A 26,928-nucleotide genomic window follows, 5' to 3' on the forward strand; every position below is an offset into this window, starting at 1 on the left:
CACAGGTGGATATTATGTGATATATGGTTAGGAGGCAACAAAACAACCAGCTTTTCCGTTGAGAAAGTGAAATTTGTGAATGAACGCCAAGGTAGAGATCAACCAGATATTCCGGTTACCCGTTTTTTTGATGCTTTTAAAAAGGACACCCACTTTATTTGAAACTTCAGCCAAAACAGGCTATGCTCCGAACATGACTCAACCTCGCGCAGCAATCATCAGCCTTGAAGAAACCCCGTGGTACCACGTGGTCAGTCGTTGCGTGCGTCGGGCATTTCTGTGCGGCCATGACCCTCTGACTGGCGCCAGTTATGAACACCGCCGCGCCTGGATTGAAGCCCGAATCCTTTCCTTGTCCTCTGTCTTTGCCATCGATATCGCGGCCTACGCCGTGATGTCCAACCACTACCATGTGGTTCTCCGCGTGGATTCCTCGCGCACTCATGCATGGACAACCGAGCAGATACTCACCCGCTGGACACAGCTTTTTGCCGGCCCAACTTCCGTTCAGCGCTACCTGTCCGAGGACAGAGTCAGGATGAGTGCCGCAGAAATGGCGCAGATAGAAGAACTTACCGAAATTTACCGAGCCCGACTGCACGATGTGTCCTGGTTCATGAGAGTACTGAACGAGTCCATCGCCAGACAGGCAAACCAGGAAGACGGCGTCAAGGGACGGTTCTGGGAGGGCCGTTTCAGGAGTCAGGCATTGCTCGATGAACAGGCCCTGCTGGCAGCCATGGTCTATGTGGATCTCAACCCGATACGGGCTGGAATTGCAGACAATCTGGAACGCAGCGAATACACGTCCATTGCCAGACGGATCAGAAATGTCACGGCGCGTGAGGATGCGGAAAAATGCCCCCGTGATCGCAAAGCAAAAACTGCTCCTGCCCCTCCCCTGAGAACCCTGAAAACGCCTCCCTCCCCTTCACTAGGCGGCATTGGTTCCACCAAGGATCATGCCTCTGAAAACAACAAGTTACAACCAGAAAGATCTCTGAAGAATATCCCTCAGGCGTCACTGATGTTCTTTGAGGAATCGGATGATTTTGAACAATCCATTCCCTTTTCGCTGGAAGAGTATCTTGAGTTGGGTGAGACCCTGGGGCGCTGCGTACATCCGATGAAACGTGGGTTAATTCCGGACACATCACCCAGGTTACTGGTCAGACTTGGAATGGAACCACAGCAGTTTCTCCGTCATGCCGATCATGTACTGAAAACCTTCGGTCCCGCTATCGGAACTCCTGAAACCCTGTCGGCACTGGCTCTTCGTCGCAAGCATCGGCGGATGAGAGGGATATCCATGGCAAGACAGATTTTCGAAAAGCATGCGGCTTGAAAACCTGCCGCAGCCGGGTTCCCGCTTGCGCGGGAATGCCCCACCTCAAAATATCTTTTTTTAGTTGTAACACCCTTTGCGTGAAGAAGTTGCCTTCTTGCATCCTGATTAGAAAATCAGGGTGCAGTGACAGAAAAAAGGCGCTCCAGAAAGTTTGATTGACGAACTTCCGGCAAAGGCAATTTGTCCAGCGTATCAAATGCGAGTGCGTGAAGTTTTTCAGGATCATCAAGGAATGCTGCAATTTCACGGTCAGCATCAGTAAAAGAATTGCTTGCATCCCCGATGCCCAGGGCCTTGACATCGCGAACCCAAAGATAAATTGAACCGCGGATCACCTTGAGAATCTGGCAAAAAGAAGTTCGATTAATTGTGATCGCTAGATCCGCCTTCAGATTGATTCTGGATTGAAGGTAACCCAATTGTTCCTCCGGCAAGGAAAGCTGGATACCCCGCCCTTTCTTGCAGTTCATGCAGGTTCTTTCAATATCCGCAACTGAATAACGAATTTCCGTATGGGCATGCTCATGTTTCAGGCTTTCATCAATCGGTGCGGGAATCCAGCCATACTGCGGGGAACGCGCCATGATATGGCCGGGGACTCTCGCGCGATAGATCGGCAATTCAGCGTCATGGGCGAAGCCCTCAAACTCAATGCGCAACCAAGCAGATAGCGCTCGATGCCTGAGCATGGTGGCTAGATTGATGGCGGAAGGAATGAGATCAGACAATTGCTGATCCCCATCACTGAGACTGCCTTCAAGCTCATCGATCAAAGAAGTCATCACCTTTTTCTCCTTGGTTGAGAGGCCTTTTGGCCCGGGATACCTGCTCAGCTGCATCGATCCAATAATCTGACAGAATGGCGTACCACGATTATTCCATTTGGTGCTATTCAAGTGTCAAATAATTATCGCGATGTTTTGATACCGGCTATCTGCCTCCAGTGCCCGCTTGTCATGAAAATCATTCACAGGAGGCTTTCATGCCACCCCGCAGTGATGCACGAAAAAAAACAATGGAAAAACATACAGTTTTTTTACTACCCTCCCGAGTAAGCAAATAAGAACTAAAAATCCCATATTTCTTCCTACTCTGTGTTGCATCCATGGCAATACCAGGAGTTTCGCGATGCGTTGACATTTCAGCCCTCATAACGAAGAAGGGTCGCTGATAAGCGACCCTTTACGGACAGAGATGTTATGAACAAGCGCCTTGAAATGGAGATGGCGGAACGCGTTCAGTATTATCCAGTCAGCTTAGACAGCCATTGGGGATCCCGCTAATCTTCGTACTTGAATGAAACATTCAGACGGGCCCGATAGGCGAGAATATTGCCCGCCTCATCCAGCTTCATGTCCAGCTTATTGACTTCAACGATACGCAGTTCACGCAGGCTGGATCGGGCTTTGGCAACAGCTTGAGCGGCGGCATCCTCCCAGGAGGTGGCGCTCGTACCGATCAGTTCAATGACTTTATACACACTCATGATTAGACTCCTCGCCTCCCGCTTGAAAGCGGCGGCAATTCATTTTTATCCGGCTTGATCGAATGAAACTGGAATGAAACCGCCCACCTGTTCCCTTCGATACCAACAGTCTAGTCAAGAGTGACGGGATTTTCCGCGCAATCAATGGCAATAATGGGCAGTATGCCAAGCGATCATGCGTTCTTCATTGGTGGGGATGACCCATACGCCCACCGGGCTGCCATCCTCGCTTATGCGGATTTCCCCGCGCTGATTACGGGAATGATCACACCGAATCCCCAGCCACTCACATCCTTTGCTGACCATTTCTCTTACGGGAGCAGCATTTTCACCAATGCCCGCGGTGAAGACCAAGTGATCCACTCCCCCCAGGGCAGCACTCAAGCTCCCGATTTCCCGGATGATTCGGTAGACAAACAAATCAACGGCTTCTTTTGCCGAAGGCATTTCGCTTTCAAGAAGATCCCGCATGTCCCCGCTGATACCGGAAACCCCCAGAAGGCCTGACTGCTTGTAAAGCAAGTCACCCACCTGCTGAGCAGTCATGCCCTCCGCTGTCAGAAGATGCAGGACAAGCCCAGGGTCGATATTTCCGCAACGAGTTCCCATCGGCAGCCCATCCAGGGCGGTAAAACCCATGGTAGATGCAACACTGACCCCATTGAGCATGGCACACAAACTGGCTCCATTCCCCAGATGCGCGGCAATTACCCTTCCTGTCTCGGGTCGGTGCAGGTACGCGGGGAAACGACGACTAATGTATTCGTAGGAAAGACCGTGAAAACCGTAGCGAATCAACCCGGCCTCGGTAAGACGACGAGGCAGTGCAAATGCCTGCGCAACCGGATCCTGCCCGGCATGGAAACCGGTATCAAAACAGCCCACCTGAGGCACATCGGGACGCAAGGTTAACAGCATGCGAACGGGTCCCAGGCAATGGGGCTGATGTAACGGCGCCAAGGGAATGAGCGTCTCAAGATCATCAAGAACACCTTCGTCGAGACGGACGGGCTGACGGTAGTGTCGTCCGCCATGGACGATCCGATGACCAATCGCCCTGATACGGCTGCTGTCGGTGTTTTCATCCATCCACTTGAGCAGATCCTTCAAGGCTGCAGCATGGTCATAGAGGTCGTCAATGGCGGCAAAATGGTCATCACGCAGTATTTTCCCCTGGCCATCCCGTATCACCAAGTGGGCCTGGCATCCGCCAAGCCCGGAGAATTGGCCTTGATAATGGACTGAAAAATCATCCAGAGCGCGGAGATCATCCAGACCCAACATGGCAAATTTAAGGCTGGATGAGCCGCTGTTGATGACCAGGATGTCACGCATGTCTTACCGCCCCTTCTTTTTCTGATAATCCGCCAACAGTAGTGCCAAGGCGCAGGAGGCCATGCGGGTAATGGCATCATCGGCACGACTGGTCAGTACGATGGGTACCCGAGCCCCCACCACCAGACCGGCTCCCGTGGCATCCGCCAGATAGGTTAACTGCTTCATGAGCATGTTGGCGGCCTCCAGGTCGGGGGCCACCAGGATGTCTGCCCGGCCCGCCACTGGGGAAGTGATGTTCTTGGCGGCGGCAGCGGCTTCGGATACAGCATTGTCAAATGCCAAAGGACCATCAATGAGTGCACCGACAATCTGCCCCCGATCCGCCATTTTGCAGAGGGCGGCCGCCTCCAGGGTGGACTGAATTTTGGGGTTTACCGTCTCCACTGCCGACAGGATGGCTACCCTGGGTAGTTCATTACCGACGGCATGGGCAAGGTCGATGGCGTTCTGGACGATATCCACCTTGTCGGCCAGCGTTGGATAGATGTTGATGGCGGCATCGGTGATGAACAGTGGGCGTGGATACGTGGGAACGTCGAAAGCCATGACATGACTGATGCGCCGCTCGGTTCGCAGGCCGGCGGTCTTGCGCACCACTTCCCGCAGGAGCTCATCAGTATGCAGCGCCCCTTTCATGATTGCCCCCACACTGCCCGCCCGGGTCATGGCGACAGCCTCTTCGGCGGCGGCATGGCTATGGGGGACATGGATGATCCGATAGTCACTGATGTCAATCTCTGCCTCATCGGCCGCAGCGCGGATACGCTCTTCCGGACCAATGAGAATGGGGTGGATCAACCCGGCCCTGGCGGACTCGTGGGCGCCCAGGATGGAGGGTGCGTCCACCGGATGCACCACAGCCATGTCCACGGGCTCGGGGTGAGTAGCGGCGTGAAGGAGTTCATGCAGACGTGCCCGCTCGGACATACGCACCCGGGGCATGACCGTGCGGGGACGGCGAATCTTTTCGGTGGGTGCCAGCACATCCGCCACCCCCTCAATGACATCCCTGCCCTCCTGATTGGTGCATCGGCAATCAAACTTGATGCGATTCTTTTCCGGCTCCTTTTCAAGAACCTTGACCTTCACCTGGAGAATGTCTCCCAGCCCCACCGGTGCCCGAAATCTCAGCGTCTGGCCCAGATAGATGGTTCCGGGCCCGGGCAGTTCAGTGCCCAGCACCGTGGAAATAAGCGCCCCCCCCCACATGCCATGGGCAATGATTTCCTGAAAGCGGGAACTTTTCGCAAAGTCTTCGTCCACATGGGCCGGGTTCACGTCCCCGGACATGATGGCGAACAGTTTGATGTCATCCATGGTGAGCCGGCGCTCGATGGAGGCCTCCTCACCCACTCGAATTTCATCAAAGGTGCGGTTTTCGATATAACCCAAATCGGTTTTCTTGTTCATGATTCAGGCCCTTATGCTATGACCGGCGTCCACATAAAGGGTACTGCCGGTAAGTGACTGACCGGCCCCGGAGGCCAGGAAGACAGCGCAATTCCCCACATCCTCGATGGTAACCAGACGACGCAGGGGGGAACGGCTCTCGGCGGCATGGGCCAGATCTTCAAAATCCTGGATACCCGAGGCCGCCCGGGTACGGATGGGACCGGGAGAAATGGCATGAACCCGGATACCCCGAGGACCCAGCTCCGCTGCCATGTAACGCACACTGGATTCAAGGGCTGCCTTGACCGGCCCCATGAGGTTGTAGTTATCCACCACCCTTTCGGCACCGTGATAGGACATGGTGATCAGGGTGCCGCCTTCCTTCATCAGTGGTTCGGCCTGTTTGGCCAAGCGAATGAAGGAATGACATGAAACGTCCATGGCCAGGGCAAATCCATCCCGAGAGCAGTCCACCACCCGTCCATGGAGATCTTCCCTGGGAGCAAATGCCATGGAATGGATGAGAAAGTCCAGCTTGCCCCAACGTTCGGCGGCACGCCGGAACAAAGAATCCACCTGAGCCTGGTCCAGTACATCACAAAGCATCAGTTCAGGATCTCCCAAGTCGCTGACCAGAGGGCGGACATGGGATTCGGCCTTGGGATGGCCATAGGTCACGATCATTTCTGCGCCAGCCTGATGCAGCGCGCGGGCACAACCGCAGGCAATGCTATCGGCATTGGCGAGACCGGTGACGATGCCGGTTTTCCCTTGCATGGAAAAGGGTTGAGTCATCATGGGCAACCTCCAATCGTCGCGGTGTTCACTGGTTCAGACAGGTGAACCTGATTTATGTTGCATTGCAGCGAAGATTAGCAGAAGCGCATGATAGCTGCATGTCAATTTGTGATTTCTGCAAGGCTCATCGGCATTCTTGGTGCAAGACGGGTTAAATCCATGTCGCATTCATGGTTGACGTACAAATATTCACTGGCTCATATAAAAACCGTACCAATGCCCCCGGACTCAGCAAGGAGCCGATACCATGCCAGTGCCGACAAAATTGCTGATCGCCTGTCTGCTGATAGCGACGGGCCTGCCGGCCTTCGCCGCTGAGCGCTTTCAGGACTGGTGGATCAGTTACAGCCAGCCGCCTGGTGAGAAAGCGCTGACCCTGCTGGCCTATACACGCAGCGATGAAGGCCATGCCCTCGCGGTGGGCCAGACGCAGAACGGGCCGGTCAAGATTGCCCTGCTGGTCAATGGTGTTCCCCCCATTCACATCAGGAATGGCTTGCTGGAAGCGGAGATCGATGTGGACATGACCTGCAGGAGGCACGCTCTCCAGCAAGCCCCGGACACCCCCATTGATTCCCATCCGTCAACGGGGGCGTGGGTTCAAAGCCTGGAGTGGCCTGTCTGGGAGCCTTCCCGCGGACATGCACTGCCGCCCCTTCTGGAATCCCTGATGGAGGGAAGTGAAATTCGCCTCAAGGTGGAGAATGAACAGGGATCCGCCATCACTCTGAAATTCTCCTTGGACGGGGCCCGCCAAGCCATGCAGTGGATACTGGCTCATGGCCCACTGACCGTAACCCACCATACCGTTGACACCCTCTCCGACAGAGCGGCCTTCGAATGCCATAAACGTGCCCGGGGGGAAATGACCCTCCTGGAAACCTGCTTTGACGCCATCGTATCCTGCTGGGATCAACATGTCGGCAGCTCAGTGCTAGCCTTTCATGGTTGTCTTCGCAATACCCGGTTGGGGCTGGACGGCAACTGGTGAATCCTCAGGGCAGCAAGATGCTGCTGCCGGTGGTGCGTCGGGTTTCCATGTCCTCATGAGCCCGGGCGATTTCCTGCAGGGGGTATCGTTGATGAATGGGCACTGTCACCACACCGCTCCTGACCATCTCGAACAGTTCCGCTGCGGCCCATTCAAGGTCTTCCCGAGCGGCAATGTAATGAAAAAGGCTGGGTCGAGTGAAAAAGAGCGAACCTTTCCCTGCCAGCATGGCCGGATCCACAGGAGGTACAGGACCGGAGGCATTGCCGAAGCTAACCATCATACCCAGCGGTCGCAGGCAATCCAGCGACCCCATGAACGTATCCCGGCCGACCGAGTCGTAGACCACGTCGACACCGCGCTCATCGGTAATTTCCATCACCCTGTCAACGAACCCCTCCCGGGTGCCCACAATGACGTGATTGGCACCATACGCTGTCGCAAGATCGGCCTTTTCTGGACTGCCCACGACACCGATCACCTCGGCCCCCAGATACCGTGCCCATTGGCAGAGCATGAGCCCGACACCACCGGCAGCGGCATGGACAAGGACATACTGCCCCCTCGCCACCGGCCAGGTACGACGCAACAGATAATGGACCGTCATGCCCCTGAGCATCATGGCCGCGGCGGTATCGTCCGGGATATCCTCGGGCAAACGCACCAGCCTGTCGGCGGACATGACCCGCCGCTGGGCGTAAGCGCCCGGAAGGGGAGTGGCGTAGGCCACTCGATCGCCGACCTGCAACCCGGTCACGTTCTGCCCCAGGGCTTCCACCACACCAGCCGCCTCCATGCCAAGACCGCACGGCAACTTCGGCAATGGGTACAACCCGCGACGAAAATAGATGTCAATGAAATTGACACCGATTACCGTCTGGCGCAGACAGACCTCCCCCGGCCCCGGTTCACCCGGGGGTGATCTGACCCATTCGAGGACCTCGGGACCGCCGGTTTTCTGAATCTGCACGACAAAGGACATGACTCTGTCTCCGGATCTTTACGCAAATCGTCGCAGGAAAAGCCTGAGCGAAACATATTCAGTCAATCTTTGCCACCACAGCATTCATGCGCCACAGTCATGCCTGATACCTGAATCGAGTCATCAATGACCGCCACCACCGCAAACATCCTCATCATCGATGATGACCCCACCATCCGACTCATGGTCCGGGTCGCCCTCTCACGGCAGGGTTACCGAGTCATCGAGGCGGACGGCGGCAGGCAAGGTATCGAGGCCTTTGCCCGGCATCACCCCGATCTGATTCTGCTGGACGTGACCATGCCGGAGATGGACGGTTTTGGCGTGGTGCGCACCATCCGTGCCCAGGATGAAGGTGCCTGGATCCCCATTCTCATGTTGACCAGCGCTGAAGATGTCCGGTCGATCGATGAAGCCTTCAATGCCGGGGCCACCGACTTTATGACCAAACCCATCAATCTGCCCCTACTGTCCCGACGCGTCCGCTATGTGCTCAGTGGTGCGGAGCGGGAATCGGTACTGAGGCAGGCACGGGCTGAACAGGAAAGTGCCTGCAGACTGGCCAGACTGGGATTCTGGCAACTGCACCAGCAGTCCGGGACACTGCACTGGTCGGAAGGAACCCGTGCCGTGCTGGGCTGGTATGAACCGCTCCCTGACTGCATTGATCACTTCATCGCACTGGTAGATGCAAAACAGCGGACTGAGGTGAAGAATCAACTCGAACTGAGCATGAGTCATCACGAAGGGCTGGACCTGGAAGTACGACTGGGAGAAGGAGGCAAACAACGCATTCTGCGAATGCAGGGCAAACCATCGGCGGATCAGGGCATGATGATTGGCGCATTCCAGGATGTGACCGGGTTGCGCGCCCTGGAAAATCAGGTGCTCTATCTGGTGGAGCATGACGAACTGACGAACTTGCCCAAGGAAAGGCTGTTCCTGCGCTTGCTGCAGGAACGACTGGACATGAGCACGGAAAAGGATCCATGGATGGTCATGGTTCTGGACATTGACCGTCTGCACCGCATCAACGATGCCTTCGGCCATGCCGCCGGCGACAATATCCTGCGGGTGTTCGCCCAGCGTCTTCGGCAACATGCCGCCCCGGACACCCTGCTCTGTCGGCTGGAAGCCGACGCCTTCGGCGTGGCCATGGCCATGGAAGGCTCCCATGAGGCTTACCTATCCCACCTGGACAAACCCCATTTCATCAACGGCAAGGCTGTCTTCGTGGAGTTCTCCGCCGGTGGCGGCATCTACCCACGGGATGGATCCAGCGCCGCGGAACTGCTGGGGCTTGCCCGGCAGGCCCAGCGCCAGGCCCGTCTGGGAAGCGGTACCAAACTGGCGTTTCACCAGCAAGGCCGTCTGGAAAACAAGGCCATGGGCATACTGCTTGAAACCGACCTGCGCCTTGCCCAGGACAAGGACGAGTTCTTCATGGTCTTCCAGCCCCAGCAGGAATTGTCCAGCGGCAGGATCGTCGGCGTCGAGGCGCTGATCCGCTGGCAACACAGCCAAAGGGGTATCATCTCCCCCGCAGAGTTCATCCCCCTGCTGGAAGAGTCTGGAAGGATACAACATGTAGGGGACTGGATCATCGAACAGGCCTGCCGCCAGGCAGCAATCTGGCGGCGCCAGGGACTCGATCTGAGAATGGGCATCAACCTGTCTGCCCGCCAGTTCGAACTGGAAGACCTCGCCGATCGAATCCTGGCCAGCACGGAGCGGCACTGCATCCCGGCCCGGTGCCTGGAACTGGAAATCACCGAAAACATCGCCATGCACAGCCCTGAAGACACCATCGTGACCCTCAAGCGGCTGAGGGACATGGGCTTCAATATCGCCATCGATGACTTCGGCACCGGCTACTCATCATACGGATATCTGCTCAGATTCCCGCTCACCACCCTCAAAATTGACAAGAGCTTCATTGAGAACATCACCGAGTACAGAAACAGCCGGGCCATCATCCGCTCCCTGACGGCCCTGAGCCAGGGCCTTGGCCTCAAGACCATTGCCGAAGGCGTGGAAAACCAGCGCCAGCGGGACTATCTGGATGCGCTGGGCATCAACGAGATACAGGGTTATCTGATTTCCAAACCTGTCAGGGCCGATGAACTGCTGCGCTGTCTGAGTGAAGGAATCATCCACGATACCGATATTCAGTGAATGACCGACCAGTGGAAGCAAGTCCCATGATCACGAGTCCCATCCGCCTTCACATGGAACCGACCGGCCATCTCGATGCACTGACTCCTTGCCTGCAACGCATGGCTCAGGAATCCGGGGTCTCAAGCATCATGGTGTTGGGCTGTGATCAGGACAACTGGCCCCATGACGAGGCTACACGCCTGTTCCGGGAATGTCCGTTACCGGTATTCGGCGGCATTTTCCCGCAGATCATCCATGAGCGCAGACCCTGCTTCAGCGGCACCCTTCTGGTGGGACTCCCCGTCACGGCACAACTCGCTGTGGTGCGGGGGCTCAGTGATGCCGACGCGGATCTTGACCAGAGCCTTGCACAGACCCATGCCACATGGCCCGAAGTACTGGAAAACAGTACTGTCATCGTGTTTGTAGATGGCTTGTCCAGCCGCATCAGCGCTCTCATCGAATCGCTTTTCCTGTACTTCGGACTGGATGTCAACTTCGTCGGCGGCGGAGCCGGCTCACTGAGCTTTAAAAAGCGGCCTTGCATCATCACACCGGACGGGCTTTGTCAGGATACGGCGGTCCTGGCCCACATTCCCCTGGTCAGCCGCATCGGCGTCACCCATGGCTGGAAGCCCATCAGCGACACCCTCAAGGTTACCTCATCGGAAAGGAACATCATCCATACCCTTGACTGGCAGCCGGCCTTCCAAGTGTATCGCCGGATGATCCGGGATCATGGCGGCCAGAACATCACCAGGGAGAACTTTTTCGATATCGCCAAGGCCTATCCCTTCGGCATCTCCAAGCTGGACAGTGAACTGGTGGTCCGCGACCCATTGATGGTAGTGGGGGATCAATCCCTGATATGTGTGGGAGAAGTCCAGGAAGGCTGTTTCGTCAGACTGCTCAACGGCACCCCGGACTCCCTGATTCAGGCGGCCACCCAAGCCCGTGTCATCGCAGAATCACAGGGCAGTTGTGACACGGCTTCGCCCGCCCTCTTCATCGATTGTATCTCCCGGGTGCTGTTTCTCGGCGACAGGATCCACCAGGAACTGGAGGGCGCCGGTGCCGGCATGCCCCTGTTCGGAGCCTTCACACTGGGTGAAATCGCCAATACTGGAAACGATTACATGGACTTCCTGAACAAGTCATCCGTGCTTTGCCTGCTTGACGTGGGAGAGGGGCCGTCAATTGAGACGACTTGAAGCGACACAGATCCTTTACGAAATTGCATTCTCGGTCGGCCACAGTCTGGACTTGAATCAAATGCTCAGGCACAGCCTGGGCACGATGATGCGGCTGTGCAACTTCAACCTTGCCGTCGTCATGCGTCTCGTTGATGAGGCATCTCAGGGAGTTTCAAAAGCAGTCGTGGCGGCCATTCCACGGAATGTGGTCCACAGACCCTATTACCAGGCGTTCATGGAACGGATCGGAATGCCGGAGCAACCGGACACACTCCATCCCTGGCTGACGCGTCTCCCGTTGCAGAGGGAAGACGGCGAAGCGCATCACTGGTACGTGTTCCATCTGACCGGTTTCGGCATCCTGGTGCTGCGCAAGACCGGCACACCGATCAGTGAAGATCTCTTCAACTCCCTGCCCAAACTGATGGAAAAACTGTCGCAGGCCATTCGCGCCTGCATTTACGAGCAGGAACTCAAGCAGCAGATGGAAGCCGCCCGGAGCGCCGAGAGAACCAAAAACCTGTTCATGGCCAACATCAGCCATGAAATCAGGACACCCATGAATGGTGTGCTAGGACTTCTGGATGTGGTCCTGAATACCCCGTTACCGAAAGAAGTCAGGGAACAGCTGAATCTGGCCAGACTGTCTGCGGAACACCTGCTGGGCATCATCAATGTCGTACTGGATCTGTCCAGGATTGATGCCGGCAAGATGGTCCTGGAATCCAGGAACCTGGACCTGAAAGAGGTGCTGCTACAGACTCTGGGAAGCCAGATGCCCACAGCGGAAGCTAAACAACTCAGGCTTACCCATCACCTGGCCCCGGATCTGCCAGAATACGTCTGCGTGGACGCCACCCGCTTGCGCCAGATCCTGATCAACCTGCTCGGCAACGCCATCAAGTTCACCGAGCAGGGGGAGGTCAGTCTCCAGGCACGGTTGCTTGCCCGCGAAGAAGCCGCCTCCGAGGTGCAACTGTCGGTCAGGGACACTGGCATCGGCATCCCCACCCATGTCATCGGCAGGATCTTCGATGCGTTCGAGCAAGGGGACAATACCTATAGCAGGTGCTTCGAAGGCACGGGCCTGGGCCTGACCATCACCCAAAAACTGGTGGAATTGCTCGGCGGCGAGATCAACGTCACCAGCGAGGTGGGCAAAGGCTCTGAGTTCACGGTCAGACTTTGGCTGCGCCACGGCACGCGACCAGAAACCAGCGATGCCCGGACCCCCCATATCCTGCTTGCCGAACAGCTCAAAAAGATGCGTCTGAAGGCATTGATTGCCGAGGATAACAGCATCAACCAACTGGTGATCAGAAAGCTGCTTGAGCGCATCAATGCGGTATGCACCGTAGCGGAAAACGGGATCGAAACGGTGGAACTTGCCGCCCACCGCCGTTTTGACCTCATCCTGATGGACATGATGATGCCGCTCATGGACGGCATGGAGGCCACCCGGCACATTCGTCAGCAGGAGGTTGAAAATCACTGGACCCCCTGCCCCATCATTGCCCTGACAGCCCATGCCATGGCCGGAGATCGGGAGCGTTTTCTCGCCAGCGGGATTCAGGGGTATGTGGCAAAACCCATCCAGTTCACTCTGCTTGTCCAGGAAATTCTCAAAGTCATCGGCCATGACCATCGGCCCGACACTGAATCAATGTCGCCGGGCACCCTGGAGATCAGAAATATCCACACTGAAAATGAACCAAACTGGTTCCTGGAGGCCATGAACCAGGAAGCTCCCATGCCGACACCAGCGCCTGCCGGGCAAACTGCCCTTTTCAACTGGCAGAACGCACTCAGCCAGATCGGTGGTGACGAGCCTCTGCTGAAGCAGGTGCTGTCACTTTTCATGGAAGGTATCGATAGCCAGCTTCATGACATGCAGCACAGCCTGGCGGCATCTGATATCAACGATCTGGGCATCCAGGCGCACACCCTGAAGGGACAATGCGGAACACTGTACGCACTGCCCGCCAGGGATGCCGCCCAACAACTGGAAAGCCTGTGCCGGCAGCAGGCCGAATCCTCCCAGATCCGGCAGGCGCTTCATGTGCTGCTGGAACAGATGGACAGGCTGCTGCCGACATTGCAGCAAATGCTGGATGGCGACCCGTGAATCGAACAGGTCACACCGCCCCGTTTAACCCAGCCCGGTCCCGGGCCAGGTAGGTATACACCGCCGGCACCACAAACAGGGTGAACAAGGTACCGAGGGTCATGCCGGCGGCGATCACCAGCCCCATGGCAAACCGGGAACCGGCGCCCGGGCCACTGGCGATCAGGAGTGGAATCATGGCCAGCACCGTGGCCGCCGTGGTCATCAGGATGGGCCTGAGCCGGATTCCGGCCGCCTTTTCCACCGCCTCCCGGCGGGACAGCCCCTGTTCCTGCAGCTTGTTGGCGAATTCCACGATCAGGATGCCGTGCTTGGTGATCAGTCCGATCAGGGTCAGCAGCCCCACCTGGGTATAGATGTTCAGGGTGGTCAGGCCCAGACTGACGAACAGCAGTGCGCCGGCAATGGACATGGGCACGGTCATCAGCATGATCAGCGAGTCACGGAAGGACTCGAACTGGGCCGCCAGCACCAGATAGATCACCACCAGAGCGAAGAAGAAGGTCACCACCAGCTGACGCCCCTCGGTCATGAACTGACGTGACTGCCCCGCATAATCCACGCTGTAACCCGGCGGCAGGACATCGGCAGCGATCTCCTGCAGCACCTCCAGGGCCTCACCCAGGGTCACACCCGGCCGGGGAACACCGGACAGGGTGACCGCGTTGAGCTGCTGGAAGCGCTTGAGCTGCTGGGGATGCACCGAGTCCTTCAGGGTGATCAGGGTGTCCAGGGGTACCAGCTCGCCGTCCCGGTTGCGGGTATAGAGATCCTCGATCTGATCCGGCGTCAGCCGATCCACCCGCTGCAGCTGGGGAATGACCCGGTAAGACCGGTCATCCAGGGCAAAGCGTCCCACGAAACCGCCGGAGAACAGGGAGGAAAGATCCGCCGACAGGGTCTGCATGTCCACCCCCATCAGGGCGGCCTTTTCCCGGTCGATATGGATCTCGGTCCGGGGACGGTCGATCCTGAGATCACCGTCGATGTAGATGAAGCGACCACTGGCCATGGCCCGGCCGATAATTTCCTGGGAAACCTCCAGAAGGTTCTCGGACGGATCGGTGGAGCGGATGACGAACTCCACCGGAGCCCCACCTCCGGCACTGGGCAGGGATGGCGGCTCCAATGCGAAGATGCTCAGCCCAGGGATCTCTTCCAGCCGGGGCTGCAGGTCATGATCCAGCACCGCCTGGGTGCTGCGATCACGCTCGTCCCAGGGCGCCAGCACGAAACCCGCCACCGCGGAATTGGTACCCCCGCCGAAACCGTTGATGATGAAGATGTTGGAAAGCTCTGGAATCTCGTCCAGATACCGGTTCATCACCGCCGTGTTGCGTTCCAGCTGATCCAGGGTCATGGGGGCATCCCCCTGGGCGATGGAGAAGACGAAGCCCTGGTCCTCGGGGGGTTCAAGTTCGCTGCTGCTGGTAATGAACAGGAAATAGCAGGACACCAGCACGATGAGGCCGAACACCAGCACCACATGACGATCTTCCAGGGCGCCATGGAGACGACGCTCGTAACGCCGATGCAACCCCTCGAAGCGGGCATCGAGCCAGGCCTCGAAACGTCCCTTGCCGCCCTCGCCATGGGGCTTGAGCAGGCGGGAGCAGAGCATGGGAGAAAGGGTCAGGGCGATCACACCGGAGAGGATCACGGAGGCCGCCAGGGTGAAGGCGAATTCCACGAACAGGGTACCGGTGATGCCGCCGACGAAGCCGATGGGAATGAAGACCGCCACCAGGCTGGTGGACATGGCAACGATGGGCCAGGCCAGCTCCCTGGCACCCTGCAGGGCCGCCTCCACCGGCTTCATGCCCTCCTCGATATGACGATGGACATTCTCCACCATGATGATGGCGTCATCCACCACGATACCGATGGCCAGCACCATGGCCAGCAGGGTGAGCAGGTTGATGGAAAACCCCATCAGCAGCATCAGGAACAGGGTGCCGATCAAGGACAGGGGCACCGCCAGGGCCGGGATAATCACGCTGCGCATGGAACCGAGGAAGGCATAGATCACCCCCACCACGATCACCAGCGCCAGCACGATGGTGATCAGCACCTCCTGGATGGCGCTCTCAATGTAGAGGGTGGAGTCATAGACGATGTCCCCCTTGAGGCCCTCGGGGAACTGGGGCTCGATCTCCCGCTCCCAGACCCGTCGAACATCGGCGATCACATCCAGGGCATTGGCATCCGGCGAGATCTCGATGCCGATGAAGGTGGCGGACTGGCCATTGAAGCTCACGGAACTGTCATAGCTCTCGGAACCCAGCTCCACCTCGGCAATATCCTGCAACCGGACGATGGCGCCCTGCTCCGATCGAACCACCAGTTGCTCGAAACCCTCGGCGCTGGACAGGTCCGTTTCCGCCGTCAGCTCCACAGAAATGAGACGGCCCTTGGTACTCCCTACCGCCGAGAGGACGTTATTGGCCTGCAGGGCGCGGCGCACATCGGCACCGGTCACATCCAGGGCCGCCATCCGCTCCGGGTCGAGCCAGATGCGCATGGCGAAGGTCCGTGCTCCCAGGATCTCGGCCCGCTGCACCCCCGGCAGGGTGGCCAGTTGAGGCTCCACCACCCGCACCAGATAGTCGGTGATCTGGTTGTCGCTGAGCACCTCGGAATAGAAGCTCATGTACATGGCGGCGATGGTCTCGCCCACCGACAACTGGATCACCGGCTCTTCCGCCTCCTGGGGCAGATCCGAACGGACCTTGTTGACCTGGGCGGCGATCTGGGTCAGGGCCTCGTTGGGATCATAGTCCATGCGCAGATAGGCCTGCACCGTGCTGACGCCGGAGATACTGGTGGAGACCAGGTAATCGATCCCCTCGGCGGCGGCAATCTCCCGTTCCAGGGGGGTGGTGATGAAGCCCTGGATCAGGTTGGCATCGGCACCGATGTAAGTGGTGCTGACGGTGACCACCGCATTCTGGATCTCCGGAAACTGGCGCACGTTCAGGTCGAAGCCGGCGCGGATACCCAGCAGCAGGATGAACAGGCTGACCACCGTGGCCAGCACCGGCTTGCGGATGAAGACATCAGTGAATCGCATCGAGGCTCTCCGGCCGCATCAGGCGTTGGGCGGTGTGGGTGCCGACTCTTCGCCGGGCTGCAGATCGGGATCGTCATTGATCTTCACCACGGCGTTGTTACGCAGCTTGAGCAGGCCACTGGTGGCCACCCGCTCACCCGGCGCCAGCCCTTCCAGAATCACCACCAGATCCCCTCGCCGGGTGCCGGTACGCACGAACCGCTGGCGCACCCGCAACTCATCCTCGTCACCGGACTGGATCACATAGACCGAATCACCGTAGGGATTGAAGCTCACCGCCGACTGGGGTACCACCACCACCGCCGCCTCTTCCCCCACATCCAGGATCACGCGACCGAACATGCCGGGGCGCAGCCGTTGTTCCGGATTGGGGATGATGGCCTGTACCTCGAAGGTACGGGTGGAGGCCCGCACAGCGGGCTCGATGGCGCGGACGCGACCTTCGAAGGTATCCTCAAAGGCATCCACCTTCACCCGCAACGGCAACCCCGGCACCACCTCGCCCAGGCGTCGCTCCGCCAGGGAGAAATTGAGATAGATCGGGTTCAAGGCCTGCAGGGACACCACCGGATCGCCGGCGGAGAGGAACTGACCCACATTCACCTGACGAATGCCGAGCTGGCCGGAAAAGGGTGCCGTCAGGGTCTTCTGCTGGATGCGGGCCGCCTGTTCCTGCACCGCCGCCGCGGCCTGTTCGGCCTCGCTCTCCCGGCGCTGCAACTCCGCTTCAGAGATATTGTTCTGACGCACCAGCCGACGGGCCCGCTCCAGTTCCAGATCCGCCAGCCGGGCCGCCGCCTCCAGGCGGCGGAGCTGGGCCACATCCGTGCGGCTGTCCAGGCGCATCAATACCTCCCCGGCCCGGACCCGGGCGCCGTTATCAAACAGGATCTCCTGCACGATACCGCTCACCTCGGTGGTCAGGTCGGCCCCCTGCACGGCGGCAAAACTGCCCACCGCCTCCAGTTGCGGTCGCCAGACCTGTTCCCTGGCCTCGGTGGCGGTGATGGTGGCCACTGGTTCGGGCATGTTGTCGAAGATGTCGGTGATCAGGGCATTAATGAAGGCCTTGTAACCGAATACACCGCCCAGCAGCAGGGATACGACCAGCAGCATGAGGATCATGCGCCGATTGATGAGTCTTCTGTTCATGTCCGGGACACAGCCTTTGGCAGACCAGCAGAAAAGTTGATGGAAACGACCGTCGCCCAATCCGCGGCGCGGAACCTGAAAAGAGGCAGATTACACTCTCCGGCCACGGAATCGGATACCTTGCACGTCAATGGGACACGGTACTGGAAAAAACATTCAGGATGATGACCCCCAGAATGATGAAGCCGATGCCGATCCAGGCGGCCAGATCCAGAGACTGCCGAAAGACCAGATAACCCACCAGAGAAATGAGCAGGATACCCAAGCCGCTCCAGAGGGCATACGCCACCCCCACCGGGATGCTCTTCAAGACATGGGAGAGAAAATAAAAAGCCCCAAGATAGCAAAGCCCCATGAGCAGGGTTGGCGCAGGACGGGTGAACTGATCGGATTTTTGCAGGAACATCGTGCCGATCACTTCCAGCAGGATGGCCATTCCCAGCACACCGTACACGGCCAGAGATGGATTCATGGATTACGGACTCCTCGTCATGCCGATCAAATGCGCCAGCAACTCATCCCTTTGCCCGCCGGACTCCAGGATGGAATGTCCCTGCACAGCGGCCAGCCAGATTCCATCGGCGGCATACCGGGCCAGCACCAGCCGGCCATCCTCATCGGATTCCCTGTATCGTGCCTGCTGGGCTTCCATCCAGCGCTTCCAGCCCTGCCTGATGCCCGGATCGGTCAGCATGGTCATCATGAGGCTCTGCCACTTGATGAACTCGTCCATGCCGATCAGTTCCATCGTCGCGATCACATAGGCCCGGGTGAAACGCCCATGGGGTTCAGCGTCAAGGGCCATCAGACGATCGATGCTGTGTTCGAAACGCTGCAGCAGGTCATCAAAGATGGCCTCCACCAGCGCCTGCTTCGAGGGGAAATGGTGCAACAGCCCCCCCTTGGTCACGCCGGCGGCGTCCGCGACCGCCTGCAGGGTCAGTCCTGGCACGCCATGTTCGGAACACAGGCGCGCCCCCTGATCCAGCAATGCACGCCGAACCCGGGCCGGTTGTTTCTTGCGCAAGCCGGATTGGGGATTCATGGCAAGAACATACCAGCCGGTCGGTATCCTTTCAATACCCGGCACAACGGGTATCGAGCCGACAAAGATTGACCAAAATCATGGGAAATAACGAACACACTGGACAGAATGCGAACCTTCGAATCCGGGCCCGAGGACCGACCCCATGATGGAGCTTGACCCCCTACTCCTATCCCGAATCCAGTTTGCCTTCGTGGTCTCGTTCCACGCCATCTTCCCCGTCTTCACCATCGGCCTGGCCTCCTACATCGCCCTGCTGGAGGGCCTGCTCTACCGCACCGGCAACCCCGCCTACGAGCAACTGTCCCGATTCTGGACCAAGGTCTTTGCCGTGGTGTTCGGCATGGGGGTGGTGTCCGGGATCGTCATGTCGTTCCAGTTCGGCACCAACTGGAGCGTATTCTCCTATGCCAGCGCCAACTTCCTCGGCCCGATCCTGGCCTATGAAGTGGTCACCGCCTTCTTCCTGGAGGCGGTGTTCCTGGGGGTGCTGCTGTTCGGTCGCGACAAGGTCCCCAGGGGTACCCACCTGTTCGCCGCCTGCATGGTGGCCCTGGGCACTTTCATATCCTCGTTCTGGATCCTCTCCGCCAACAGCTGGATGCAGACCCCGGCGGGGGCCGAGTTGCGGGACGGCATCGTCCACCTGACTTCCTGGAGCGAGGCCATCTTCAATCCCTCCTTCGTCCCCCGCTTCTTCCATGTGGCCCTGGCCTCATTTCTCACCGGCGGCTTCGTGGTCGCCGGCGTGTCGGCCTGGTATCTGCTCAAGGGCAAGGCACCGGAGGCATCCAGGAAGGCCCTGCAGATGTGCCTGATCATGCTGGCCATCGCTGCCCCGGCCCAGCTGCTGGTGGGGGACGTGCACGGTCTCAACACGTTCAAGCACCAGCCCGCCAAGGTGGCGGCCATGGAAGGGGTCTGGGAAACCACCGATGGCGCCCCCCTGCTCCTGTTCGCCATTCCCAGTCAATCCCAGGAACGCAATTTCCTGGAGATCGGCATCCCCAACATGGCCAGCCTGATCCTGACCCATGAGTGGAACGGCACGGTCCCCGGCCTGAAGGAATGGGCGCCCGAAGATCGCCCCCACATGCCCATCGTGTTCTGGTCCTTCCGGGTCATGGTGGGCATCGGCCTGCTCATGATCGTCATCGCCCTGTGGGGCGCCTGGCTCACCTGGCGGGATCGTCTGGTGGAATCAAAACGCTTCCTGAGGTTGACCAGCCTGATGATTCCGCTACCCTTTGTGGCCGTTCTGGCGGGATGGTTCGTCACCGAGGTGGGACGTCAGCCCTGGCTGGCCTACGGCCTGATCCGTACCGCGGAAGGGCTCACCCCCTCCCTGACCGGCGCCATGGCCCTGTTCACCCTGGTGGGCTACGTCACCGTCTACGCGGTGGTATTCATCGCCGGCATCAGCTTCCTGGTCCGCATCATCCGCCAGGGACCGGATCAGACGGACCTGTCAGAAGACCATCCGGGTGCCCACGCCAAGCGGCCGTTTTCCGCCGCCGACGACAAGACCATGGCCTGACGGCCGGGAGCGCGCAGACATGGAACTGATCGACCTGACCCTGATCTGGATCGTCATCATCGGCTTTGGCGTGTTCATGTACGTGTTCATGGACGGTTTCGACCTGGGAGTGGGTATACTCTTCCCCTTTGCCGGCAGTGACGAACACCGCGATGTCATGATGAACTCCGTAGCCCCGGTATGGGATGGCAACGAAACCTGGCTGATCCTGGGCGGCGCCGGCCTGCTGGCGGCGTTTCCGCTCATCTATGCCGTGTTCCTGCCCGCCCTTTACATCGGCGTGTTCCTGATGCTGGCGGGGCTCATCTTCCGCGGCGTGGCCTTCGAGTTCCGATTCAAGGCCGAACCCCACAAGCGACGGCGCTGGGACATTGCCTTCTTCGGCGGGTCCCTGGTGGCCGCCTTTGCCCAGGGCGCCGTGGTGGGCGCCTACATCCAGGGCTTCGAGGTGGAAGGCTTCTCCTATGTGGGCGGTGCCTTCGACTGGCTCACCCCGTTCACGGTCATGACCGGGCTGGGCCTGGTGGCCGGCTACACCCTGCTGGGTGCCACCTGGTTGATCATGAAGACCGAGGGTGACCTGCAGACCCTGGCCTACCGCATCGCCGGGCGCATGGTGTTGGCGGTACTGTTCGTCTTCCTGCTGGTGAGCCTGTGGACCGCCGTGGCCCACCCGCATATCCTCGAACGCTGGCTGGAGCACGCCGCCGTGCTGTGGATCTTCCCCACCCTGTCCCTGCTGGCCGGTGTGTGGCTCTGGCGCGGCCTGGGTCGGCGGGCCGAGGGCACGCCCTTCATCGCCACCCTGGCCCTGTTCCTGCTGGCCTACCTGGGCCTTCTGATCAGCATGTGGCCCTATGCAGTCCCACCCCACCACACCTTCTGGGACGCGGCCTCATCGCCCGACGCACAGCTGTTCACCCTGATCGGGCTTCTGTTCGTCATCCCCATCATCCTTGCCTACACCGCCTGGACCTACTGGGTGTTCCGCGGCAAGGTCCGGATCGGAGAGGGTTACCACTGAACGACGCAAGCACATCCCCCCACGACACCCCCGCCATCCCCAATGCCGAGGCGAAGCGCTGGCTCAACGCCCGCGTGGCCCCGGCCCGGGGTCTGCTCAGCCTGGCGGGCGGTGCCGGCGTCCTGTCCGGACTGCTGGTGATCGCCCAGGCGGGCCTGCTGGCCTTCATCCTGGATCGCGCCATCACCCATGGCGACGGCCTGTCAGCACTGACGGGAGCCTTTGCCTGGCTGGCCCTGGTCATGGGGCTGCGGGCGGCCCTGAACTGGTCCCGGGAAACCCTGGGCCAGGCGGCGGCCCTGAGCATCCAGAGCCGGCTGCGGGACGAACTCTTTGCCCACATGGCCGCCCTGGGCCCGGTACGTCTGGCAAATCGCCACAGCGGCAGCCTTTCCTCGGCCATCGTCGAGCAGGTGGAGGGTATGAACGGCTATTACGCCCGCTACCTGCCGCAGGTGGCGGTGAGCCTGCTGGTGCCCCTGGGGATCTTCATCGCCGCCCTCACCCAGGACTGGCTCGCCGCCCTGATCCTGCTGTTCACCGCCCCGCTGATTCCCTTCTTCATGGCCCTGCTGGGCATGGGCGCCGAACAGGTCAGTCGGCGTCAGCAGGAAACCGTGTCCCGCCTGGGCGGGCACTTTCTCGACCGGCTCCAGGGCCTGACCACGCTGCGCCTGTTCAACGCCCAGGAACGGGCGGCCCGGGAAGTGGCCGAGGCCGCCGACGGCTATCGGGTCACCACCATGAAGGTCCTGCGGGTGGCCTTTCTCTCCTCCGCCGTGCTCGAATTCTTCAGTGCCGTCGCCATCGCCCTGGTGGCCATGTACGTGGGTTTCGCACTGATCGGCTATCTGCAATGGGGGCCGGCCACCCAGCTCACCCTGTTCTCGGGGCTGTTCATCCTGCTGATGGCACCGGATTTCTTCCAGCCCCTGCGGCAGCTGGCCCTGCACTACCACGACCGGGCGGCGGCCCTGGGCGCGGCCCAGACCATCCTGCCCCTGTTGCGGCAACAAGCCCCGCCGACGCCCACGCCACCACCGCCCACGCCGTCTCGTTCCGGCGGGGTGTCGATCCGGTTCCGGGACGTACATGTCGGCTTTGATGAAGGTCGGCGCACCGCCCTTCGCGGGATCAGCCTGGACATCCGCCCCGGTGAACGGGTGGCCCTGGCCGGACCCAGCGGCGCGGGCAAGTCCACGCTTCTGCACCTGCTGGCCGGTTTCATCGAGCCCGACCAGGGCCAGGTGAGCGTGGACGGCGCCGCCCCCGATCCCCTGCGTCAGGCGGCCTGGGTGGGACAGCGCCCCCATCTCTTCACCGGCACCCTGGCCGACAACATCCGTCTAAGCCACCCCGACGCGGATCAGGCCACGGTGATCCGGGCCGCTACCGACGCCGGGGTGATGGCCTTTGCCGACCGGCTGCCCTTGGGACTGGAGACCGTGCTGGGAGAACGGGGACGCGGTCTCTCCGGTGGGCAGGCCCAGCGGGTCGCCCTGGCCCGGGCCGCCCTCAAACAGGCCCCCCTGTGGCTGCTGGACGAGCCCACCGCCGGGCTGGACCCGGAGGCCGAAGCCCTGGTGCTCGAAGCCCTGGAACGCTCCGCCACCGCCGGCGCCACCGTGCTCATCGCCAGTCACCACCCTCGGGTACTGGCCTGGGCGGATCGGGTCATCACCATCCAGGACGGCCGCGTGGTCCATGATGCCAGCGAATCCAGCGGGGCTGCATGAACGATCTGATTCCTTTCCTTCGCCTTGCCCTGCCGCGCCTGCCCTGGTTCCTGGGGGGGCTGTTGCTGGCGGTCCTCACCGTGGTGGCCGCCACCGGCCTGCTGGCCCTGTCCGGCTGGTTCATCACAGCCTCGGCCCTGGCGGGCGCGGGGCTGATCATCGCCCTGGATGTCTACCGCCCCGCCGGCGGCATCCGCGCCCTGGCCGTGGGGCGTACCGTGGCCCGCTATGCCGAACGCATCGTCAACCATGAAGCGGTGCTGCGCCATCTGGCGGATCTGCGCAGCTGGCTGTTCCGTGCCCTGTCGCCCCTGGATCCTGGCACCCTGGCCCGCTTTCGCTCCGCCGACCTGCTGCAGCGGCTGGTGGGTGACATCGATACCCTGGACGGCCTGTTCCTGCGGGTCATCACGCCCACCCTTACCGCCGTCCTCACCCTGCTCGGGGGCGCCCTGTTCTTCGGTCTGCTGGCGCCCCTCACGGTGCTGTGGGTGGTGGCGGTGCTGGCCCTGGCCGGCCTGATCCTGCCCGCCATCGCCGTGGCCCTGGGCGGACGCAGCGGAGAGGCGCGCATCCAGGCCGCCGCCCAAGTGCGGGAACGGACGGTGGAAGGCGTGCAGGGACTGGCGGAGCTGCGGGTATTCGGCGCCCTGCCCCGGCAACGGGCCGCCCTGGCCGCCGCCGAACGGGACCGGGCGGAGGCCGAGATCCGGCTGGTGCGCTGGGGCGCCCTGGGGGACACGGCCGCCATGCTGGCGGGTCTGGGGGCGGTCTGGCTGGCCCTGTGGCTGGGGGTGGGCTGGCTGTCGCAAGACCTGGTGACGGCCCCCATCGTGGTACTGCTGGTTCTGGCCACCCTGGGCCTGTCCGAGGCCGTGGCCATGCTGCCGGGGGCCTATCAGCGCCTGGGGCAGATCCGTGCCGCCGCCGCCCGACTGCTGGAGGTGGCCCATACCCGTCCCAGCCTGCCGGAACCGGCCCACCCCCAACGGCCCGACGGTGAAGGCAGCCTCACCCTGGAGGGCATCCGGTTGCGCTACGGCAACGATGCCCCCTGGATTCTGGACGGGGTGGATCTGAGCCTCCAACCGGGTCGGAGCGTGCTCGTTACCGGCGCCAGCGGCGCGGGCAAGACCAGTCTCACCACCGTGGCCCTGCGTCTGGTGGCGCCCCAGGCGGGCGAGGCCCGGGTGTGCGGCATCCCGGTCCAGTCCATGGGTTACACCGACCTGTACGACACCGTGGGGGTACTCGGGCAGGAGACAGTGCTGTTTGCCGACACCGTCGCCGCCAACCTGCGCCTGGCACGACCGGAGGCCGACGAAGAGACCCTGCGCGAGGCCCTGTTCCTGGCCGGTCTGGACGACTTCATCGCCGCCCTGCCCCAGGGTCTGGACACCGCGGTGGGCGAAGGCGGTGCCCTGGTCTCCGGTGGTCAGGCCCGACGTCTGGCCCTGGCCAGGCTGATCCTCAAGGATGCCCCCGTGGTAATCCTGGATGAGCCTTTCCGGGGCCTGGACCCGGCCACCATCGAGCGCCTCAGGCAGCGTCTGACGCCCTGGCTGTCCCGACGGGCAACCCTGGTGATCGCCCATGAGCCGGCCATGGCTCCGCCCTGCACCACCCATTACAGGCTGCAGGAGGGACGCTTGCAGGAAATGGCGTCATCGTAGATTTTTGCAGGAATTGCGTCATTCCCCGCGAAAGCAGGAACCCATTCATGGGCCGGAGTCCTGGACTCCCGCTTTCGCGGGAGTGACGGAAGACGGCGGGAGTGATGACGGGGAAGATTACGAAAACGACAAAAGACAGGAGACCATGATGGGAGGGTGGGGTTGTCCCCATGAAAGCAAGGGGCTCTGCCACAAGGTGGAAAACCGCCCCTGTGAACCGGGCATGAAGGGCTGCGTGCTGGCCGGCCGCTTCGTCTTCAGCGACGCCCACAAGAACACCCGGCGGGTGCTGCGGGACAAACTCGGTCGACGACAGCAAAAACCCGCCACCTGACCCGGATCAGCGATCCCCGGCCCGGGATTGGCATCTCCCGCGGGATCGGGTGTAGGCTGAACTCAGACAGTCCAGACGCCAGGAGTCAGCCATGCCGGACGATACACAGTCCCCGCCGCCCGTGAGTTTCCAGCAGAGCGTGGCCCGGATGGTGGATCGCGCCCTGGCCTTCGTCAAACTGGAACCGGGCGCCGACCGGGCCATCAAGACCTGCAGCGCCATCCTGCAGGTCACCTTTCCCCTCAAGATTCGCGGCGAGGTGCGTACCTTCACCGGCTGGCGGGCGGTACACAGCACCCATCGCCTGCCCGCCAAGGGCGGCCTGCGCTTCTCCCCCAGCATCGACCAGGACACCACCGAGGCCCTGGCGGCCCTGATGACCTACAAATGCGCCATCGTCGACATTCCCTTCGGCGGCTCCAAGGGCGGCCTGTGCATCGATCCGGAGCAATATTCCCGCGACGAGATGGAACTCATCACCCGGCGCTTTGCCCGGGAACTGGCCCGCCGGGGATTTCTCAGCCCGGCCACCAACGTCCCCGCCCCGGACGTGGGCACGGGCCAGCGGGAGATGGCCTGGATCCTGGACACCTACAAGAACCTGTACCCGGAAGACATCAACTACGTGGGCTGCGTTACCGGCAAGCCGGTGGAACTGGGCGGCATGCCGGGCCGGCTGGATGCCACCGGCCGGGGCATCCACTATGCCCTGCGGGAGTTCTTCCGCCACCCGGAAGCCATGGCCGAAGCCGGACTGGAAGGCGGTCTCAAGGACAAGCGCATCATCATCCAGGGCCTGGGCAACGTGGGCTACCATGCCGCCAAGCTGCTCCAGGAAGAGGACGGCGCCCACATCATCGCCATCATCGAACGGGACGGCGCCCTGGTCCACGAAGCGGGCCTGAACGTGGAGGAAGTCCGCCAGTACATGAACCGGACCGGCGGCGTACAGGGGTTTCCCGGGGTGGAATGGGTGGAACCGGGCGCCGCGGCGCTGGAACGGGACTGCGACATCCTGATTCCCGCCGCCCTGGAAGGGGTCATCCACGCCGGCAACGCTGAGCGCATCCGTGCTCCCCTGATCATTGAGGCAGCCAACGGCCCGATCACCTTCGAGGCGGACGAGATCCTTCGCGCAAGGGGTACGGTGATCCTGCCGGATATCTACGCCAACGCCGGCGGCGTGGTGGTGTCCTACTTCGAATGGATCCGCAACCTTTCCCACATGCGTTTCGGCCGCCTGGAACGCCGCCTGGACGAAGTGCGGGGGCAGCACATCGTCTCCGCCCTAGAACTCATGAGCGGCGAGCAGTCCCCGGACTGGCTGCGAGAATCCCTGCTGCGCGGTGCCGACGAACTGGACCTGGTGCGCTCCGGACTGGATGACGCCATGCGGGTGGCTTTCCAGGAGATCGACCGCATGCGCCGGGCCCATGACCGGGTCATGGACTACCGGACGGCGGCCTATGCGGTGGCCATCAGCCGCATCAGCGGGGCCAGCCTGGACCTGGGGGCCTACTGAGAGGCAAACACACCCAAGGCCAAGG

Annotated in this window: 21 protein-coding genes; 11 read left to right on the forward strand and 10 right to left on the reverse strand. The window is 60.7% G+C overall.

Annotated elements, in window-relative coordinates:
• Positions 1 to 193: 193 nt before the first annotated feature.
• Positions 194 to 1,345 (forward strand): transposase, encoded by a 1,152-nt coding sequence (locus tag CKO35_RS06675; protein ID WP_200174069.1) that lies wholly within the window; start codon positions 194 to 196, stop codon positions 1,343 to 1,345.
• Positions 1,346 to 1,461: 116 nt separating this feature from the next.
• Here the strand turns inward: CKO35_RS06675 and CKO35_RS06680 are convergent, their stop codons facing one another.
• The 5 genes from CKO35_RS06680 to fabI all read right to left on the reverse strand — a co-directional run bounded on the left by CKO35_RS06680 (position 1,462) and on the right by fabI (position 6,362).
• The gene (locus CKO35_RS06680; RefSeq protein WP_200173893.1) at positions 1,462 to 2,130 is read right to left on the reverse strand and encodes an AbiTii domain-containing protein; all 669 of its coding nucleotides are present in this window, start codon (positions 2,128 to 2,130) and stop codon (positions 1,462 to 1,464) included.
• A 497-nt stretch (positions 2,131 to 2,627) separates the two neighbouring features.
• Entirely contained in the window at positions 2,628 to 2,834 is a 207-nt protein-coding gene (locus CKO35_RS06685) for a dodecin family protein (protein ID WP_200173895.1), read from the reverse strand.
• 141 nt (positions 2,835 to 2,975) lie between these two features.
• Positions 2,976 to 4,169, reverse strand: a complete 1,194-nt coding sequence (locus CKO35_RS06690) for an acetate/propionate family kinase (RefSeq protein ID WP_200173897.1) — start codon at positions 4,167 to 4,169, stop codon at positions 2,976 to 2,978.
• A gap of 3 nt (positions 4,170 to 4,172) precedes the next feature.
• Positions 4,173 to 5,582: a bifunctional enoyl-CoA hydratase/phosphate acetyltransferase gene (locus CKO35_RS06695; RefSeq protein ID WP_200173899.1), complete on the reverse strand. Its 1,410-nt coding sequence runs from the start codon at positions 5,580 to 5,582 to the stop codon at positions 4,173 to 4,175.
• A 3-nt stretch (positions 5,583 to 5,585) separates the two neighbouring features.
• Positions 5,586 to 6,362, reverse strand: coding sequence for an enoyl-ACP reductase FabI (gene fabI, locus CKO35_RS06700; RefSeq protein ID WP_338031761.1), 777 nt, complete (start codon positions 6,360 to 6,362; stop codon positions 5,586 to 5,588).
• Positions 6,363 to 6,609: 247 nt separating this feature from the next.
• On the opposite strand from fabI, the gene CKO35_RS06705 reads away from it, so the two are divergent.
• Complete coding sequence (locus CKO35_RS06705) at positions 6,610 to 7,353, forward strand: hypothetical protein (RefSeq protein WP_200173901.1); 744 nt, start codon at positions 6,610 to 6,612, stop codon at positions 7,351 to 7,353.
• A gap of 4 nt (positions 7,354 to 7,357) precedes the next feature.
• On the opposite strand, the gene CKO35_RS06710 is transcribed toward CKO35_RS06705, so the two are convergent.
• The gene (locus CKO35_RS06710; protein WP_200173903.1) at positions 7,358 to 8,335 is read right to left on the reverse strand and encodes a quinone oxidoreductase family protein; all 978 of its coding nucleotides are present in this window, start codon (positions 8,333 to 8,335) and stop codon (positions 7,358 to 7,360) included.
• Between the two features lie 126 nt (positions 8,336 to 8,461).
• On the opposite strand from CKO35_RS06710, the gene CKO35_RS06715 reads away from it, so the two are divergent.
• From CKO35_RS06715 to CKO35_RS06725, 3 genes are all read left to right on the forward strand, one after another.
• The gene (locus CKO35_RS06715; protein ID WP_200173905.1) at positions 8,462 to 10,510 is read left to right on the forward strand and encodes a putative bifunctional diguanylate cyclase/phosphodiesterase; all 2,049 of its coding nucleotides are present in this window, start codon (positions 8,462 to 8,464) and stop codon (positions 10,508 to 10,510) included.
• 26 nt (positions 10,511 to 10,536) lie between these two features.
• Entirely contained in the window at positions 10,537 to 11,703 is a 1,167-nt protein-coding gene (locus CKO35_RS06720) for an FIST signal transduction protein (RefSeq protein ID WP_200173907.1), read from the forward strand.
• A gap of 61 nt (positions 11,704 to 11,764) precedes the next feature.
• Complete coding sequence (locus tag CKO35_RS06725; RefSeq protein WP_200173909.1) at positions 11,765 to 13,810, forward strand: ATP-binding protein; 2,046 nt, start codon at positions 11,765 to 11,767, stop codon at positions 13,808 to 13,810.
• A gap of 10 nt (positions 13,811 to 13,820) precedes the next feature.
• Here the strand turns inward: CKO35_RS06725 and CKO35_RS06730 are convergent, their stop codons facing one another.
• The 4 genes from CKO35_RS06730 to CKO35_RS06745 form a co-directional block, all read right to left on the reverse strand.
• Positions 13,821 to 16,880 (reverse strand): efflux RND transporter permease subunit, encoded by a 3,060-nt coding sequence (locus tag CKO35_RS06730; RefSeq protein ID WP_200173911.1) that lies wholly within the window; start codon positions 16,878 to 16,880, stop codon positions 13,821 to 13,823.
• 18 nt (positions 16,881 to 16,898) lie between these two features.
• Positions 16,899 to 18,032 (reverse strand): efflux RND transporter periplasmic adaptor subunit, encoded by a 1,134-nt coding sequence (locus CKO35_RS06735; RefSeq protein WP_200173913.1) that lies wholly within the window; start codon positions 18,030 to 18,032, stop codon positions 16,899 to 16,901.
• A gap of 127 nt (positions 18,033 to 18,159) precedes the next feature.
• Positions 18,160 to 18,504, reverse strand: coding sequence for a DMT family transporter (locus CKO35_RS06740; RefSeq protein WP_200173914.1), 345 nt, complete (start codon positions 18,502 to 18,504; stop codon positions 18,160 to 18,162).
• 3 nt (positions 18,505 to 18,507) lie between these two features.
• Positions 18,508 to 19,077, reverse strand: a complete 570-nt coding sequence (locus CKO35_RS06745) for a TetR/AcrR family transcriptional regulator (protein WP_200173917.1) — start codon at positions 19,075 to 19,077, stop codon at positions 18,508 to 18,510.
• A 148-nt stretch (positions 19,078 to 19,225) separates the two neighbouring features.
• Here CKO35_RS06745 and CKO35_RS06750 point away from each other — a divergent pair, with 148 nt between their 5' ends.
• The 6 genes from CKO35_RS06750 to CKO35_RS06775 all read left to right on the forward strand — a co-directional run bounded on the left by CKO35_RS06750 (position 19,226) and on the right by CKO35_RS06775 (position 26,903).
• On the forward strand, positions 19,226 to 20,614 hold the full coding sequence (locus tag CKO35_RS06750) for a cytochrome ubiquinol oxidase subunit I (protein ID WP_200174073.1): 1,389 nt from the start codon (positions 19,226 to 19,228) through the stop codon (positions 20,612 to 20,614).
• Between the two features lie 19 nt (positions 20,615 to 20,633).
• Complete coding sequence (cydB, locus tag CKO35_RS06755) at positions 20,634 to 21,638, forward strand: cytochrome d ubiquinol oxidase subunit II (protein ID WP_200173920.1); 1,005 nt, start codon at positions 20,634 to 20,636, stop codon at positions 21,636 to 21,638.
• A gap of 74 nt (positions 21,639 to 21,712) precedes the next feature.
• Positions 21,713 to 23,374, forward strand: coding sequence for a thiol reductant ABC exporter subunit CydD (gene cydD / locus CKO35_RS06760; RefSeq protein ID WP_338031762.1), 1,662 nt, complete (start codon positions 21,713 to 21,715; stop codon positions 23,372 to 23,374).
• Complete coding sequence (gene cydC, locus CKO35_RS06765) at positions 23,371 to 25,047, forward strand: thiol reductant ABC exporter subunit CydC (RefSeq protein WP_200173922.1); 1,677 nt, start codon at positions 23,371 to 23,373, stop codon at positions 25,045 to 25,047. Before cydD ends, cydC begins: the two co-directional genes overlap by 4 nt.
• 145 nt (positions 25,048 to 25,192) lie before the next feature.
• Complete coding sequence (locus CKO35_RS06770) at positions 25,193 to 25,381, forward strand: hypothetical protein (RefSeq protein WP_242467064.1); 189 nt, start codon at positions 25,193 to 25,195, stop codon at positions 25,379 to 25,381.
• 91 nt (positions 25,382 to 25,472) lie between these two features.
• Positions 25,473 to 26,903, forward strand: a complete 1,431-nt coding sequence (locus CKO35_RS06775; RefSeq protein WP_200173924.1) for a Glu/Leu/Phe/Val family dehydrogenase — start codon at positions 25,473 to 25,475, stop codon at positions 26,901 to 26,903.
• Positions 26,904 to 26,928 lie beyond the last annotated feature (25 nt).

The sequence above is a fragment of the Ectothiorhodospira shaposhnikovii genome, assembly GCF_016584105.1.
Classification (GTDB): domain Bacteria; phylum Pseudomonadota; class Gammaproteobacteria; order Ectothiorhodospirales; family Ectothiorhodospiraceae; genus Ectothiorhodospira; species Ectothiorhodospira shaposhnikovii.